Below are 15,242 nucleotides of genomic sequence, written 5' to 3'. Positions count from 1 at the left end.
CGGCCGCGGGGCGCTATTTCCCGCGGCCGGCCCCCATCTGCGCCGCATAGCCCGCCTGGACCATCGCGCTCATCCGGTCGAACAGCGCGTCGGGGTCGCTGCGGCGTAGCTGCGCGATCGCCGCTTCGGCGCCTTCGGCCACCACCAGTTCGCGCACGCCCGCATCGACCGCGGCGAGCATCTGCGCGGCGGCGTCATCGGGCGACAGCCCATTGTCGATCGCCGCGTCGCTTGTCCCCCGCACGCTGCCGTCGGCATTGAGCGCATTGCGGCTGACGTTGGTGCGCACCGAGCCCGGCGCGACGACGAGGACCTTGAGCCCGAGATGCTCATTCTCGGCGCGCACCGCGTCGTGGTAGCCGATGATGCCATGCTTCGCCGCCGAATAGGCGCTGCGCAGCGGCACGCCCGCGATTCCCGCGACGCTCGATATGGCGATAATCTGTCCGCCGCCCGCGCCGACCATGCGCGGGAGCAATTGCTGGGTCAGCGCGATCGGGGCGAGCAGGTCGACCGCGATGATCCGCTCATAAACCGGAAAGCCGGTCTCGATCGCCAGGCTGCGCTGCGAGATGCCGGCATTGTTGACGAGGCCGTCGATGCGGCCCTGCCACGCCCAGGCCTGCTCGGCGATGGCGGGAAGGGCGGCATAGTCGGTGGCCTCGAACGGCAGGACCAGCGTTTCGGTGCCGCAATCGGCCGCGACGGCTTCCAGCGCCTCGACATTCCGGCCCGACAGGACCAGCTTTACGCCGCGCGCCGCCAGCGCCCGCGCCAGTGCCGCGCCGATGCCCGAGGAGGCGCCCGTGACCCACCAGGTTTGATCTTTCATACCGGCTCCCTATCTATGATTTCGTTGCAACCTGAAACGGGCATGAGGAGCCGTCAAGGTGCCGATCCCAAGCATTTCCGTGCGGGGGTGGCAATTTTGTTGCGAATCTGTTATAATTAATATCAACACGCCGACATTGTGCCTCTTCCCGCCGCCGGGCTGGGGCACGCTTGGCGTTTCCGATGGAGCCCATCCCTTGTCACTCTGACTGGCTAGCGCCGCCCTGACAGCCCGATCCCCCTCAATGCAGAGGGCCGGATACAGAGTTGTTCACGCGCTTCCCCGTCCCGGACAAGGCCACTGAAAGGAACTTGAATGTCCGCAAGCACTCCCGTTTTCGAAGTCGGTGACTATGTCGTTTATCCGAAGCATGGCGTGGGGCGCGTCATCGAGCTGCAGAAATCCGAAATCGCCGGCATGCAGCTGGAACTCTATGTTCTTCGTTTCGAAAAGGAAAAGATGACCCTTCGCGTTCCGACGAACAAGGCCGAAGGCGTCGGCATGCGCAAGCTGTCGTCGGACAAGACGCTGAAGGAAGCGCTGCAGGTCCTGACCACCAAGCCGAAGGTGAAGCGCACCATGTGGTCGCGCCGCGCGCAGGAATATGAAGCGAAGATCAATTCGGGCGACCTCGTGTCGATCGCCGAAGTGACGCGCGACCTGTTCCGCGCCGACGACCAGCCCGAACAGAGCTATTCGGAGCGCCAGATCTTCGAAGCGGCGTCGAGCCGTCTCGCGCGCGAACTCGCCGCGATGGAAGAAAGCGACGAAAAGACCGCGCAGGCGAAGATTCTCCAGATCCTCAACGAGCATGCGCCGCTCTACTACGCCGAAAAAGTGTAATCGCGTCCACAGCGATGAAGGAAAGGGCGGTCCGAAAGGGCCGCCCTTTTTCCATGTCGTCATTGCGAGGAGCCGAAGGCGACGCGGCAATCCAGGGCCGGCGTAAACCGCTCTGGATTGCTTCGCTTCGCTTGCAATGACGAACTAGGGGTAGGTCGCACCCACGAAATACAGCCCGTCGGGCGGAGCATTTAGCCCCAGCGCATTCCGGTCGGCCGCGTCGAGCGCGGCCTTCAAATCGCGCGCCGACCATTTGCCGTGGCCCACCAATGTCAGGCTGCCGACCATCGAGCGCACCTGATGATGGAGAAAGCTGCGCGCCGCGGCCTCGATGATCACTTCCTCGCCGTGGCGGCTGACGCTGAGCTTGTCGAGCGTCTTCACCGGGCTTTGCGACTGGCAATGCGCCGAGCGGAAGGTCGTGAAATCGTGGAGGCCGATCAGCTGCTGCGCCGCGGCGTGCATCGCATCGGTGTCGAGCGGCCGCGCGACCTGCCACGACAGCCCCTTGTCCCAGGTGAGCGGCGCGCGGCGGTTGACGATGCGATATTCATAGGCGCGGCCGATGCACGCAAAGCGCGCGTGCCAATCGCCGGGGACGATCTCGCATCCGATGATCGCGATCGGCGCCGGGCGAAGCTGCGCGTTGAGCGCCTCGGTCAGCTTGAACGGCGTCAGCGGCTTGTCGATGTCGACATGCGCGCGCATCGCGATCGCATGGACGCCGGCGTCGGTGCGCCCGGCGCTGAACACCTGCACCTCCTCGGCGGTGAAGCGATGGATCGCTTCCTCGATCGCCTGCTGGACGCTCGGGCCGTGCGCCTGCCGTTGCCAGCCCATATAGGGGCGGCCGTCATATTCGATGGTGAGGGCGAAGCGGGTCATGCGAGCCGCGTACCTTTCGGGATGGCGCGTCCGCGCAGCAGTTCGGCGGAGTCCATCGCGGGCTTGCCCGCGCGCTGGACGCGCGTCGCGCGGACCGCGCCGGGGTTGCAGGCGATGGTGAGCGCATCGTCGAGCGTGACGCCGGGCGCGGCGCCCGCGACGGTATCGGCGGGATGGACGACTTCGGCCGCCAGTATCTTGTAGCGTTCGCCTTCGAGTTCGAAGAAGGCGCCGGGCACCGGATTGAACGCGCGCACCTGTCGCTCGACCTGCACCGCGCTGGTCAGAAAATCGAGCCGGGCCTCGCTCTTGTCGATCTTCGTCGCGTAAGTGACGCCCTCATCGGGTTGCGGCTCGGGCGGAAAGGCGTGGAGTTCGCTCAGCACGCGCCGCATCATCAGCGCGCCCATCTCGGCGAGCTCGTGGGTCAGAACGCCCGCGCTCTTGCGTCCCACCGGGGTCGTTTCGATCAGCCGCATCGCGCCGGTGTCGAGCCCCGCGTCCATCTGCATGATCGTCACCCCCGTTTCGGCATCGCCCGCGAGGATCGCGCGCTGCACCGGCGCCGCGCCACGCCAGCGCGGCAGGATCGAGCCATGGACGTTGAGGCAGCCCTCGCGCGGGGCGCCCAGGACCGCCTGCGGCAGGATCAGGCCGTAGGCCGCGACCACCGCGGCATCGAGGTCGAGCGCCGCGAATTCGGCCTGCGCCTCCTCGCTCTTCAGGCTCTTTGGCGTGCGGACGGGCAGGTCATGCTCCTCGGCCCAGAGCTGGACGGGGCTTTTCTGCAATTTCTTGCCGCGCTGCGCGGGGCGGGGGGGCTGGCTATAGACCGCCGCGATGTCGTGCCCCGCCGCGCGGAGCGCGGCGAGCGTCGGTACCGCAAAGGGCGGCGTTCCCATGAAGGCGATGCGCATGGGCTGCGCCTTTGGCGGAGGTTGCGGGGTTGTGCAAGATCGGCGCCACCCATTTCGTACCCCGGACTTGATCCGGGGTCCCGCTCAGCGACGGTGAGAAGCGGGACCCCGGATCAAGTCCGGGGTGACGAGGGTGGGATATTGTGCGCCGATCGCTCACCCTCTACCACCACCCCATGGCGTCCACCGAAATCGAAGCCCTCGTCCAGCAACTCGCCCGCCTGCCCGGCCTCGGTCCGCGTTCGGCGCGGCGCGCGGTGCTGCATCTGATGAAGAAGCGCGAAAGTGCGTTCGCGCCGCTGCTCGCGGCGCTCCAGACGGTGTCCGAACGGCTCGTCACCTGCACCATCTGCGGCAATGTCGACACGCAGGACCCCTGCGCGATCTGCGCCGACCCGCGCCGCGACGCGCGGTCCTTGTGCGTCGTCGAGGAAGTCTCCGACCTCTGGGCGCTCGACAAGTCGCGGCTCTTCCCCGGCAAATATCATGTCCTCGGCGGGCGGCTGTCGGCGCTGGAGGGCGTGCGGCCGCAGGACCTCAGCATCGACGCGCTGGTCGCGCGCGTCGCTGCGGGCGGCATCGACGAGGTGGTGCTGGCGATGAACGCGACGCTGGAGGGGCAGACGACCGCGCATTATCTGGCCGAGCGGCTGGAGGGCTATCCGGTGCGGCTTACCCAACTCGCGCATGGCCTTCCGGTGGGCGGCGAGCTTGATTATCTCGACGAGGGGACGCTGGCGCAGGCGCTGCGGGCGCGGCGGCCGGTGGGTTGACGACGGGCGTTCGAGTTCATACCTGCACCCCATGGCCCTGCTACCCATCATAGAGACCCCCGATCCGCGGCTGCGCGTCATTTCCAAGCCCGTCGAGACCTTCGACGCGGAGCTCAAGACGCTGGTCGCCGACATGTTCGAGACGATGTACGACGCCCCCGGCATCGGGCTGGCCGCGATCCAGGTCGGGGTGGCGAAGCGCATCCTCGTCATCGACCTGCAGGAACCCGATCCCGAGGATCCCGAGGGCAAGAAGGTGATCCGGACCCCGCGCGTCTTCATCAACCCCGTCTTTTCGGACGAGAGCGAGGAGCATAGCGTCTATCAGGAAGGCTGCCTGTCGGTCCCCGAACAATATGCCGATGTGACGCGCCCCGCCGAGGTCACGGTCGACTGGCAGGACGAGGACGGCAAGCATCATCAGGAACGCATGACCGGGCTGATGGCGACGTGCATCCAGCACGAGCACGACCATCTCGAAGGCATCTTGTTCATCGACCATCTGTCGCGGCTGAAGCGCGAGATGGTGCTGAAGAAGCTCGCGAAGCTGCGGAAAGCGGCGTAGCGTCGCGAAAAAGACCGTGTGCCCCCGCGAAGGCGGGGGTCCATCATCCGCCGTTTCGGATTTCTACCATCGGGAGATGGATCCCCGCCTTCGCGGGGATGCACCCTTTTATTGCGGCGTACGGATCAATCCGCCTTCTTCGCCACCCCGACCATCGCGGGGCGCAGCAGCCGGTCCTTCATCATATAGCCCGCCTGCATTTCCTGCACGATCGTGCCGGCTTCCTTGTCGCTCGGGATTTCGAGCATCGCCTGATGCTGGTTGGGGTCGAGCGGCAGGCCGATCGCCGCGATGCGCGTGATGCCGTGGCGCTCGAAGACCGCCATCAGCTCGCGTTCGGTCGCCTCCAGCCCCGTCACCAGCGGCTTGATGCCTTCGTCGGCACGCTGCTCGTCGCTGAGCGCGGCGAGCGCGCGGCCGAGATTGTCGGCGACCGACAAAATGTCGCGCGCGAATTTGGTCGACGCATAGGCGTGCGCGTCGGCGATTTCCTTGTCCTTGCGGCGCGTGACGTTCTGCGTCTCGGCGCGCGCGTAGAGCAGGTCCTGTTGCAGCGCGGCGACCTGTTCGGCGAGCTGCGCGACTTCGTCGTTCGCGCCTTCGGGGGCCGTGGTTTCGGCAGTTTCGGTTTCGGTGTTCGCGCCGTCGTCGACCGGCGTGTCGTTTTCTTGTGTCGTCATAAACCTATCGTATCAGTCTGGAGAGCGATTGTGCGGTGAAATCCACCATGGGAACGATGCGGGCATAGTTCAAGCGCGTCGGGCCGATCACGCCGACCACGCCGACGACGCGCCCGTCCGATCCGCGGTAGGGCGCCGCTATCACGGACGAGCCCGAAAGCGAGAATAATTTATTTTCCGACCCGATGAAAATCCGGGTCGCGGCGCCTTCGCGCGCGCTGTCGAGCAGCTGCGCGATGTCCTGCTTGGTTTCGAGCTCGTCGAGCAATTGGCGCACACGGTCGAGGTCGCCGACCGCGCTGTCGTCGAGCAAATTGGCCTGCCCGCGCACGATCAGCACCGGGCGGTCGGCGCCGTCGGACGACCAGACGGCGAGGCCGCGCGAGACCAGATCCTGCGCCGCGCGGTCGATCGCGATCCGTTCGGCCTCGATCTCGCGGCGCACGCGCGCCATCGCGTCGGTCAGCGTCAACCCGGCGAGCGTCGCGCTGATATAATTGCCCGCCTCGACCAACGCCGAGGGGTTGAGCCCGGCGGGAATGTCGATCACGCGATTCTCGACAGCTCCGTCCCCCGCGACGAGCACGACGAGCGACTGGTTCGCCGACAGCGGCACGAAGGCAAGCTGCTTCAAGACCCGCTCATGCTTGGGAACGAGGATGAGGCCCGCGCACGCCGACAGCCCCGACAGCGCCGAGGTCGCTTGCGCGAGCGCGCTTTCGATCGGGCCGGCATCCGAGAGGGAAGCCTCGATCTGCGCGCGGTCTTCGGCACTGGGCTCGGCGACCTGCATCATCCCGTCGACGAAGAGGCGCAGCCCCTGCTCGGTCGGCAGCCGCCCCGCGCTGGTGTGCGGGCTCGTGAGCAGGCCATATTCCTCCAGATCCTGCATCACGTTGCGGATCGATGCGGGGGAGAGGTTGAGCGTCGCGAGCTTCGACAGGGTGCGTGATCCGACCGGCTGCCCGGTCTCCAGATAGGCATCGACCACCAGCCGGAACACGTCGCGCGCGCGCGTGGTGAGTTCGGTGATCGGGGGCGTGGTCATGCGAAGGATTTAGGGATGACGAGGACCGGGGGCAAGCTATGCTCTGGTCAAGCCCGGCCTCCGCAGCTAAGCGCGCGTGCATATAGCCACAGGAGATTCCCCCATGCGCCCTTCCGGCCGCGCGCCCGATCAGATGCGCCCCATCGCCATCGAAACCGAATATACCATCCACGCCGAGGGCAGCGTGCTCGTCAGCTTCGGCAATACGAAGGTGCTCGTGACCGCCAGCATCGACGAGAAGGTGCCATCGTGGATGCGCGGCAAGGGCGCGGGCTGGGTGACGGCCGAATATGGCATGCTGCCCCGCGCGACGCACACCCGCGGCAGCCGCGAAGCGGCGAAGGGCAAGCAGTCGGGGCGAACGCAGGAAATCCAGCGGCTTATCGGCCGCTCCTTGCGTGCCGTCGTCGATATGAAGAAGCTCGGCGAGCGCCAGATCATCATCGATTGCGACGTGATCCAGGCCGACGGCGGCACGCGCACCGCCTCGATCTCGGGCGCATGGGTCGCAATGCGGCTCGCGGTCGACAAGCTGCTCGCGGCGAAGACGCTGGCCGAAGATCCGATCGAGGACAAGGTCGGCGCGATCTCCTGCGGCATCTACAACGGCACGCCGGTGCTCGACCTCGACTATGACGAGGATTCGACTGCCGAGGCCGACGGCAATTTCGTGCTGACCGGCATGGGCAAGATCGTCGAGGTGCAGGCGAGCGCCGAGGGCGCGACCTATGACGAGGAAGGCCTGCTCCGCCTGCTCCGCCTCGCGCGCATCGGCTGCGGCGAGATTTTCGCGGCGCAGGACGCTGCGACGGGCAGGGCGACGGGGCGCGGATGACGCGCAAACTCGCCCCCGGCAAGCTCATCATCGCGAGCCATAATGCGGGCAAGGTGCGCGAGATTCGCGCGCTGCTCGAACCTTATGGGATCGATCCGGTGTCGGCGGGCGACCTCGGCCTGCCCGAGCCCGAGGAGACGGGAAAGACGTTCCGCGAGAATGCGCTGCTCAAGGCGCATGCGAGCGCGGCGGCGGCGGGGCTGCCCGCGCTCGCCGACGACAGCGGGCTCGAGGTGGCGGCGCTCTGCGGCCGGCCGGGGGTCTACACCGCCGACTGGGCCGAACGCCAATGGTTCGAAGGCAATCCGGGGCGCGACTGGTATATGGCGATGGGCAAGGTCGAGGGCCTGCTCGCCGAACAGGGAGCGGACGTCGATCGCAGCGCCTGTTTCGTCTGTACCCTCGCGCTCGCATGGCCCGACGGCCATGCCGAGGTTTTCGAAGGCAGGGCGGAGGGCAGCCTGACTTGGCCGCCGCGCGGGAAATTGGGGTTCGGTTACGATCCAGTCTTCGTTCCAACCGGCAAGTTACTGACTTATGCGGAAATAGACCCGGCGGAAAAGCACGCGATCAGCCATCGCGCGGATGCCTTCGCAAAGCTGGTGGCGGGGGTTTTCGGATAGCTGAATTATGCCCGGGTAATATTGACTCTTATTTTATCCGGGTATAAAGGGGCGGCATGACTCATGATCCTGACACCGTCACCGCCTTCCTCGGCGACACGCAGCTTGCCGCGGGCAGCCGCGAAAGCGTCACCCGCACGCTCGAGGACCGCTATCCCGCCGATCTCGGCGCGATCCTCGTTTTCGATGACCGCAGCGGCCGTTTGACCGACCTCGACTATTGGGATGCCGCGAAAGCGGCGCCCGCGCCGTCGGCCGGACGCCCGCGGCTGGGCGTCAAGGCGCGCGAGGTCACGCTGTTGCCGCGGCATTGGGACTGGCTCGCCGCGCAGCCGGGCGGCGCGTCGGCGGCGCTGCGGCGATTGGTCGAGGCCGCGAGCAGGGGCGAACCCGACGCGAAGCAGCGCCGCGACGCGGCCTATCATTTCATGAGCCACGTCTGCGGTGACCGCCCGGGTTATGAGGCGGCGCTGCGCGCGCTCTACCGCGACGACGATGCGGGCTTTGCCGCGTCGATCGCCGAATGGCCCGCGGATATTCGCGCCCATATCGCGCGATTGCTCCAAGGCGGCTGACATCCGCGCGGCAGCCCCTATATCGCTGCCCATGGCCGAACCGCTCGCCCTCTATGTCCATTGGCCGTTTTGCGTGTCGAAATGCCCCTATTGCGACTTCAACAGCCATGTGCGCGAAAGCGTCGATCAGGCGGCGTGGCGTGCGGCCTTGCTCGCCGATTTGCGGCACGAGGCGGTGCTTTTGCCCGGGCGCACGGTCGGGTCGATCTTCTTCGGCGGCGGCACGCCCAGCCTGATGCCGCCCGCGACCGTCGCGGCGGTGATCGCCGAGGCGGAGGCGCTGTGGGGTCTCGCCGACGATGTCGAGATCACGCTCGAGGCGAATCCCAATTCGGTCGAAGTCGCCAATTTCGCGGACCTCGCCGCAGCCGGGGTCAACCGCGTTTCGATAGGCGTTCAGAGCTTCGATGCCAAAGTGCTTGAATTTCTGGGGCGCGCGCACAGCGAGGACGAGGCGCGGCGCGCGATCGCGGCGGCACAGGCGAGTTTCGATCGCGTCAGCTTCGACCTGATCTATGCGCGGCCGGGCCAGTCACTCGCCGCCTGGGAAAGCGAGCTGGCGGATGCGCTCGCGTTCGGCACCGATCATCTCTCGCTCTATCAGCTCACGATCGAGCCCGGCACGCGTTTCGCCACGCTGGCGGCGAAAGGCGACCTGACCATCCCCGACGGTGATGCCGCCGCCGACCTGTTCGACGCGACGCAGGCGATGACGCGCGCCGTCGGGCTGCCGCGCTACGAAGTGTCGAACCATGCGCGCGTCGGGCAGGAGAGCCGGCACAATCTCGCTTACTGGCGCTACGCCGATTATGCCGGCGTCGGCCCCGGGGCGCATGGCCGGCGCAGGGGCCAGGCGACCGAGCGGCACAAGAAGCCCGAGAATTTCATCGCGGCGGTGGCGCGCAACGGCCATGGGCTGAAAGTCGAAGCCGACCTGCCGCCGCACGAACGCGCCACCGAGGCGATGCTGATGGGGCTGCGGCTGACCGAAGGGATCGATCTGGCGCGGATCGAGGCGCGGAGCGGCTTGCGCCGCGCGGCGTTCGTCGATGCGGACGCGGTGGCGCGGCTGGCGGGGCAGGGGCTGATGCGCGACGCGGGCGACCGGCTGTCGGTGACCGATGAGGGTATATTGCTGCTCGACTCGATCCTTTCCGAGGTGGTGCGGACCGGCTGACTTCTCCCAAACGTCCGTTTGTGCTGAGCTTGTCGAAGCACCGTTTTTCCTTCACCTTTGCCAAAGCAAGAACGGCCCCCTTCGGCGAAGCTCAGGACAGGCTTCGACAAGCTCAGGGCAAACGGTGGAAGAGAGTTTGGCTGAAAATCTGATCCGCGATTGGGATGCGCATCTGACGCACGAAAAGCGTCGGTCGGAGCATACGCGCCGCGCCTATATCGCGACGGCCGAGCGGTTTTGCGCCTTTCTGTCGGATTACCGTGGCGGCGCGGTCGAAGCACCCATGCTGAAGGCGCTCACCCCGAACGACCTGCGCGCCTATCTCGCCGAGCGCCGCGCCGAAGGCCTCGGCAATGCGTCGGCGGCGCGCGAGCTTTCCGCGCTGCGCGGGTTTCTGCGCTTCGTCGGCGGATCGAACGCGAGCGTGCCGCAGATGCGCGGGCCGCGCGTCAAGAAGGGCCTGCCGCGACCGGTGGCGCCCGCCGAGGCGTTGCAACTGGCGCAGGATGTCGAGGACAATGCGCGCGAGGGCTGGGTCGGCGCGCGCGATTTCGCGCTGCTGCTGCTGCTCTATGGCGCCGGGCTGCGCATCGGCGAAGCGCTGTCGCTGACCGGCGCGGCGCTGCCGCTCGGCGATACGCTGCGCGTCACCGGCAAGCGGGCGAAGACGCGGATCGTACCGATCCTGCCCGCCGTCTCGAAGGCGGTGTCGCGCTATGTTGCGGCTTGCCCCTGGCCGATCGCGAAGGAGACGCCGCTGTTCCTCGGCGCGCGCGGCGGGCCGCTCCAGCCGGGCGTGGTGCGGGCGAGCGTGCGCTCGGCGCGGCGCGCGCTGGGCTTGCCCGAACGCACGACGCCGCACGCGCTGCGCCACAGCTTCGCGACGCACCTGCTCGCGGGCGGTGCCGATCTGCGCAGCCTGCAGGAGTTGCTCGGCCACGCGAGCCTAGCCTCGACGCAAGTCTACACCGCGGTCGATGCCGCGCATTTGCTCGACATTTATCGCAGCGCGCATCCGCGGGCCTGAGGGCCGCTTCGGGGTGGGGAGCCGCCATTCCCCGCTTTCGTCATTCCCGCGAAAGCGGGAACCCAGTGCGCGCATAGGCTGATCCCGCACTGGGTTCCCGCTTTCGCGGGAATGACGAAACAATGAGATACTCAACGGCCGCTACCGGCCGATAGCGGCCGTCTTCGCCGCGGCGAGCGGCCAGTTCACTCCCCCCTTGTCTTCGGCTTCCAGGTGATCACGCGGTAGATATAGAGCGCGACCAGCGAGCCGATCGCGACCAGCGCGACGGGGCCGACAAAGGCGTCGAGGTTGGCGAATTGCTTGCCGAACCAGTTGCCGGCGCCCGCGAGCGCGGCGATCCAGATCGTCGAGCCCGCCGCGGTCCAGATCAGGAATTTGAGCTGGTTCATCCGCACCATACCCGCGGGCAGCGACACCATCGTCCGCGCGACGGGCATGAAGCGCGCGATGAAGACGATCGCGGGGCCATATTTGAGGAACCAGTTGTGCAGCCGCTCGACTTCGTCCCAGTCGAGCGTCAGCCAGCGGCCGTGGCGGTCGATGAAGGGCTTCAATCGTTCATAGCCGATCCAGCGCCCGATCGCGTACCAGATCCAGTTGCCCGCGGTCGTTCCCGCGACCGCGACCGCGACGAGCATCCAGAAATCGAAACGGCCCTGCGCGACGGCGATCCCGCCCAATCCCATGATCACTTCGGACGGGATCGGCGGGAAGACATTTTCGAGGAACATGAGGATGAAAATCCCCGCATAGCCCCAGCTCTGGATCAGGTTCAGGATGAAATCGGTCATGATTCAAAAAAACGCCTCGTCATTGCGAGCGGAGCGAAGCAATCCAGGGGTAGCCTTGTACCACTTTGGATTGCTTCGTCGCTTCGCTCCTCGCAATGACGCTTATCATGGCCTAACTGATGCGTCGCTTGATCGCGTCCCAGATCATGCCCGCCGTATCGCTGTTGTTGAATCGGTCGATCGCGACAATGCCGGTCGGGGAGGTGACGTTGATTTCGGTCAGCCATTCGCCGCCGATCACGTCGATGCCGACGAAGACCAGCCCGCGTTCGCGCAACGCGGGGCCGAGGACGTCGCAAATCTCCTGCTCGCGCGGGGTGAGCTCGGCCGCTTCGGCATAGCCGCCGACCGCGAGGTTCGAGCGGAATTCGCCTTCGCCGGGCTTGCGGTTGATCGCGCCCGCGACCGCGCCGTCGACGAGCACGATGCGCTTGTCGCCCTGGCTGACGCTCGGCAGGAACTGCTGGACCATGAAGGGTTCGGGCCAAACCTGCCCGAACAACTCGACGAGGGCGCCCAGATTGCCGCCGTCGGCGTCGATCTTGAACACTGCCTTGCCGCCGTTGCCGTGGAGCGGCTTGATCACCACCGCGCCATATCGCGCCTGAAAATCCTTCACCGCGTCGAGTTCGCGCGTCACCATCGTCGGCGGCATGAATTCGGGGAAGTCGAGCACGAAGACCTTTTCGGGGGCGTTGCGGACCGAGACGGGATCGTTGACCACCAACGTCTCGTGCCGGATGCGCTCGAGCAGCCAGGTGCCGGTGAGATAGCCGAGGTCGAAGGGCGGGTCCTGCCGCATCAGCACGGCGTCGACGTCGCGGCCGAGGTCGAGCAGCACTTCGTCGCCGAACTTGTAATGCGCGCCGGCCTCGCGCTGCGCCTCGACGATGCGATGCGCTTTGGTCGTCAGCCGCCCGGCTTCCCACGTCAGGCCGCGAACGTCATAATGATAGAGCTCGTAGCCGCGTTCGAGCGCCTTCAGGATCAACGCAAAGCTGCTGTCGCCCCCGATGTTGATATTGTCCATCGGGTCCATTTGTACCGCGGCGCGCAGGGTCATTCGTCTATCCTTCTCAAGCCCCTCCCCTTCAGGGAAGGGGTTGGGGTGGGGTCTGTCGAGGTAGCGCAAGGCCGATGGCCCCCACCCCGCTCGACTAAAGTCCCGGCTGGCGCCGGGCCAAGTCTCGCTGCCCCTCCCCTGAAGGGGAGGGGTTTGAATATTTAGACACCCTCACGGTTGCCAAACATGGACCAGATGGCGCGGCAGGCGGCGCGGCGCAAGGAGCATCACGTCGATCCGGATGTCGTCGCGCGGGCCCGCGAAGCGCGGGGCGAGCATTTCGGCGGCCGCGGCGACGCGGCGGAGGCGGTACGGATCGATCGCGAGGTCGAGGTCTTCGGGCCGGTCGCGCCATTTGACCTCGACGAAGGCGATCATGCGTCCGCGCCGCGCGACCAGGTCGACTTCGCCGACGGGGACGCGGAGGCGCTCGCCCAAAATGCGCCAGCCGTGGAGGCGGAGCCACCAGGCGGCGCGGCGTTCGGCCTTGCGCCCGCGCGCTTCGGCGGCGGCGCGGTTCAAGCCTGCTCTTTCAGCACGAGCGCGCGGGCGTAGATGTCGTGCCGGTCGAGGCCGAAGCGTTTGGCGACCGCCTTCGCCGCCTGCGCGACGGGTTTGTCCCTCATCGCGTCGCGGATCGCGGCGTCGAGCGTGGCGTCATCGGCCTCCTCGGCGACTGCTTCGCCCGGCGGGCCGACGATGACGACGATTTCGCCCTTGGGCGGCGCGTCCTCGTAGCGCGCGGCGAGGGCGCTCAGCGTGCCGGTGACGCATTCCTCGAACATCTTGCTGATCTCGCGTGCGACCGCCGCCTCGCGGTCGCCGAGCCCCTCGGCGAGCGCGGCGAGCGTCGCGGCGAGGCGCGGGCCGCTTTCGTAGAAGACCAGAGTTGCGCGCAGGCCCGCAAATTCGGCGATCGTGTCGGCGCGCGCCTTCGCCTTGTTCGGCAGGAAGCCCGCGAAGAGGAAGCGGTCGCTCGGCAGGCCCGACAGAGTGATGCCGGCGATCGCGGCGCAGGGGCCGGGCAGGGTGGTGACATGGCGCCCGGCGGCGCGCGCGGCGCGTACCAGCTTGTATCCCGGGTCCGAAATCAGCGGGGTGCCGGCGTCCGACACCAAAACGACAACTTCCTGTTCCATGCGCGCAACCAGCGCGGCGCGTATGCGTTCGTCGCTGTGATCATGATAGGGGGTCATCGGCACACGCAAACCCAGATGCGACAGCAGCTTCGCGGTCACGCGCGTATCCTCGGCGGCGATCACGTCGGCGCGGGCCAGGGTCCTGGCCGCGCGCGCGCCGATGTCGCCGAGGTTGCCGATGGGCGTCGCGACGATATAGAGACCGGGCAAGGGAGAATTTGAGATGTTCGAATCTGGCATGACGCCGAAAATGGCAGAAACTGCCCCAGACTGCCATGATGGCGCGCGCCAAAATAATGCGCCGCCGCGCCGCCAGATGCTGCGCGGGCTCGGCGTCATGGCGATGGCGGGCTTCCTCGCGGCGTGCCAGGTCGTGCCGAAGTCCGGCGGCCCGGCGACCCCGCCGCCGCCGGCGAACCCCGATGACAATGTCGGCCCCGGCCTGCCGACCGACACCGACCGCCACCGCGTCGCGCTGCTCGTGCCGAAGACGGGCGCCAACGCCGATGTCGGCACCGCGATCGCCAATGCGACGACGCTCGCGCTGCTCGATACGCGCACCGAGCGCGTGCGCATCACGACTTACGACACCGCGCTCGGCGCCGCCGCGGCGGCGCGGCAGGCGGTCGCCGACGGCAACAAGCTGATCCTCGGGCCGCTGCTCAGCGAGGACGTCTCGGCGGTCGCGCCGATCGCGCGCGCCGCGAAGGTGCCGGTGCTGAGCTTCTCGAACGACAGCAGCGTCGCGGGCAACGGCGTCTTCATCATGGGCTTCGTCCCCGGCCAGTCGGTCGAGCGCATCGTCGCCTTTGCGCGCGCGAAGGGGCATCAGCGCTTCGGCGCGCTCGTGCCCAAGAATGTCTATGGCGATCGATCGGCCGCGGCCTTCCGCGCCGCGGTCGCCGAAGCGGGCGGCACGCTCGTCGCCGTCGAAAGCTATGACCGCAGCGCGACCGCGCTGTCGGGCGCGGCGCGGCGGCTCGCCAATGCGGGCGCGATCGACGCGGTGCTGATCGCCGACAGCGGCGGCAATGCGATCCGCGCCGTCCCGGTGATCAAGGAAGCGGGGGGCAAGCAGATTCTCGGCACCGAGCTGTGGAACACCGACGCGGCGCTGGGCAGCAACGCCGCGATGCGCGGCGCCTGGTTCGCCAGCGTCTCCGACGGGCTTTATAGCCAGCTCGCGACCAAATATCGCACCCGTTTCGGCCGGCCGCCGTACCGGCTCGCCAGCCTTGGCTATGATTCGGTGCTGCTGACGGTGCGCATCGCGCGCGACTGGAAGCCGGGGAGCAATTTCCCGACGAGCCGCCTGCTCGCCGCCGACGGTTTCGGCGGGATCGACGGCATCTTCCGCTTCAGCAACCGCGGCATCGCCGAGCGCGCGCTCGAGGTCAGCGAAATCGGCGCCGGCGGCTTTCGCGTGATCGACCCCGCGCCCACCAAATGGTGAGTCGCGGTTGACA

18 protein-coding genes are annotated in these 15,242 nt (G+C 67.3%); 9 read left to right on the top strand and 9 right to left on the bottom strand.

Going from position 1 to position 15,242, the window contains the following annotated elements:
* Nucleotides 1-13: 13 nt before the first annotated feature.
* Nucleotides 14-832: an SDR family NAD(P)-dependent oxidoreductase gene (locus QZL87_RS12140; RefSeq protein ID WP_295319711.1), complete on the bottom strand. Its 819-nt coding sequence runs from the start codon at nt 830-832 to the stop codon at nt 14-16.
* 315 nt (nt 833-1,147) lie between these two features.
* On the opposite strand from QZL87_RS12140, the gene QZL87_RS12135 reads away from it, so the two are divergent.
* Nucleotides 1,148-1,675, top strand: a complete 528-nt coding sequence (locus tag QZL87_RS12135; protein ID WP_037556573.1) for a CarD family transcriptional regulator — start codon at nt 1,148-1,150, stop codon at nt 1,673-1,675.
* A 144-nt stretch (nt 1,676-1,819) separates the two neighbouring features.
* On the opposite strand, the gene truA is transcribed toward QZL87_RS12135, so the two are convergent.
* Both truA and fmt read right to left on the bottom strand, forming a co-directional pair.
* Nucleotides 1,820-2,560 (bottom strand): tRNA pseudouridine(38-40) synthase TruA, encoded by a 741-nt coding sequence (gene truA / locus QZL87_RS12130; protein WP_295319708.1) that lies wholly within the window; start codon nt 2,558-2,560, stop codon nt 1,820-1,822.
* Nucleotides 2,557-3,477 carry a methionyl-tRNA formyltransferase gene (gene fmt / locus QZL87_RS12125; RefSeq protein WP_295319705.1) on the bottom strand — a complete coding sequence of 307 codons (921 nt, stop codon included), beginning with the start codon at nt 3,475-3,477 and terminating at the stop codon, nt 2,557-2,559. The genes truA and fmt overlap by 4 nt, the downstream gene beginning before the upstream one ends.
* Before the next feature lie 176 nt (nt 3,478-3,653).
* On the opposite strand from fmt, the gene recR reads away from it, so the two are divergent.
* A complete protein-coding gene (gene recR / locus QZL87_RS12120; RefSeq protein WP_295319704.1) occupies nt 3,654-4,250 on the top strand; it encodes a recombination mediator RecR in 597 nt (198 codons plus the stop codon).
* Between the two features lie 31 nt (nt 4,251-4,281).
* Nucleotides 4,282-4,815, top strand: coding sequence for a peptide deformylase (gene def / locus QZL87_RS12115; RefSeq protein ID WP_295319702.1), 534 nt, complete (start codon nt 4,282-4,284; stop codon nt 4,813-4,815).
* A 125-nt stretch (nt 4,816-4,940) separates the two neighbouring features.
* Here def and grpE read toward each other — a convergent pair whose 3' ends face one another.
* Complete coding sequence (gene grpE, locus QZL87_RS12110; RefSeq protein ID WP_295319700.1) at nt 4,941-5,495, bottom strand: nucleotide exchange factor GrpE; 555 nt, start codon at nt 5,493-5,495, stop codon at nt 4,941-4,943.
* A 4-nt stretch (nt 5,496-5,499) separates the two neighbouring features.
* Nucleotides 5,500-6,543, bottom strand: coding sequence for a heat-inducible transcriptional repressor HrcA (gene hrcA, locus QZL87_RS12105; protein ID WP_295319698.1), 1,044 nt, complete (start codon nt 6,541-6,543; stop codon nt 5,500-5,502).
* A 103-nt stretch (nt 6,544-6,646) separates the two neighbouring features.
* On the opposite strand from hrcA, the gene rph reads away from it, so the two are divergent.
* The 5 genes from rph to QZL87_RS12080 all read left to right on the top strand — a co-directional run bounded on the left by rph (nt 6,647) and on the right by QZL87_RS12080 (nt 10,780).
* Entirely contained in the window at nt 6,647-7,378 is a 732-nt protein-coding gene (rph, locus tag QZL87_RS12100) for a ribonuclease PH (RefSeq protein WP_295319695.1), read from the top strand.
* Nucleotides 7,375-8,001 (top strand): RdgB/HAM1 family non-canonical purine NTP pyrophosphatase, encoded by a 627-nt coding sequence (gene rdgB / locus QZL87_RS12095; RefSeq protein ID WP_295319692.1) that lies wholly within the window; start codon nt 7,375-7,377, stop codon nt 7,999-8,001. Before rph ends, rdgB begins: the two co-directional genes overlap by 4 nt.
* 56 nt (nt 8,002-8,057) lie before the next feature.
* The gene (locus tag QZL87_RS12090) at nt 8,058-8,576 is read left to right on the top strand and encodes a DUF2239 family protein (protein WP_295319690.1); all 519 of its coding nucleotides are present in this window, start codon (nt 8,058-8,060) and stop codon (nt 8,574-8,576) included.
* A gap of 31 nt (nt 8,577-8,607) precedes the next feature.
* Nucleotides 8,608-9,753: a radical SAM family heme chaperone HemW gene (hemW, locus tag QZL87_RS12085; protein ID WP_295319688.1), complete on the top strand. Its 1,146-nt coding sequence runs from the start codon at nt 8,608-8,610 to the stop codon at nt 9,751-9,753.
* Between the two features lie 136 nt (nt 9,754-9,889).
* The gene (locus QZL87_RS12080; RefSeq protein ID WP_295326868.1) at nt 9,890-10,780 is read left to right on the top strand and encodes a tyrosine recombinase XerC; all 891 of its coding nucleotides are present in this window, start codon (nt 9,890-9,892) and stop codon (nt 10,778-10,780) included.
* A gap of 185 nt (nt 10,781-10,965) precedes the next feature.
* Here the strand turns inward: QZL87_RS12080 and QZL87_RS12075 are convergent, their stop codons facing one another.
* From QZL87_RS12075 to rsmI, 4 genes are all read right to left on the bottom strand, one after another.
* Nucleotides 10,966-11,574, bottom strand: a complete 609-nt coding sequence (locus tag QZL87_RS12075; protein ID WP_295319686.1) for a DedA family protein — start codon at nt 11,572-11,574, stop codon at nt 10,966-10,968.
* Nucleotides 11,575-11,686: 112 nt separating this feature from the next.
* A complete protein-coding gene (gshB, locus tag QZL87_RS12070; RefSeq protein ID WP_295319683.1) occupies nt 11,687-12,637 on the bottom strand; it encodes a glutathione synthase in 951 nt (316 codons plus the stop codon).
* 171 nt (nt 12,638-12,808) lie between these two features.
* On the bottom strand, nt 12,809-13,159 hold the full coding sequence (locus QZL87_RS12065) for a YraN family protein (RefSeq protein ID WP_295319682.1): 351 nt from the start codon (nt 13,157-13,159) through the stop codon (nt 12,809-12,811).
* Nucleotides 13,156-14,016, bottom strand: coding sequence for a 16S rRNA (cytidine(1402)-2'-O)-methyltransferase (gene rsmI, locus QZL87_RS12060; RefSeq protein ID WP_295319679.1), 861 nt, complete (start codon nt 14,014-14,016; stop codon nt 13,156-13,158). Before rsmI ends, QZL87_RS12065 begins: the two co-directional genes overlap by 4 nt.
* 10 nt (nt 14,017-14,026) lie before the next feature.
* Between rsmI and QZL87_RS12055 the strand changes: the two genes are divergently transcribed.
* The gene (locus tag QZL87_RS12055; protein ID WP_362987300.1) at nt 14,027-15,229 is read left to right on the top strand and encodes a penicillin-binding protein activator; all 1,203 of its coding nucleotides are present in this window, start codon (nt 14,027-14,029) and stop codon (nt 15,227-15,229) included.
* Nucleotides 15,230-15,242 lie beyond the last annotated feature (13 nt).

It is taken from the genome of uncultured Sphingopyxis sp. (assembly GCF_900078365.1).
Classification (GTDB): domain Bacteria; phylum Pseudomonadota; class Alphaproteobacteria; order Sphingomonadales; family Sphingomonadaceae; genus Sphingopyxis.
This window is presented reverse-complemented; position numbering and strand designations above follow the sequence as displayed.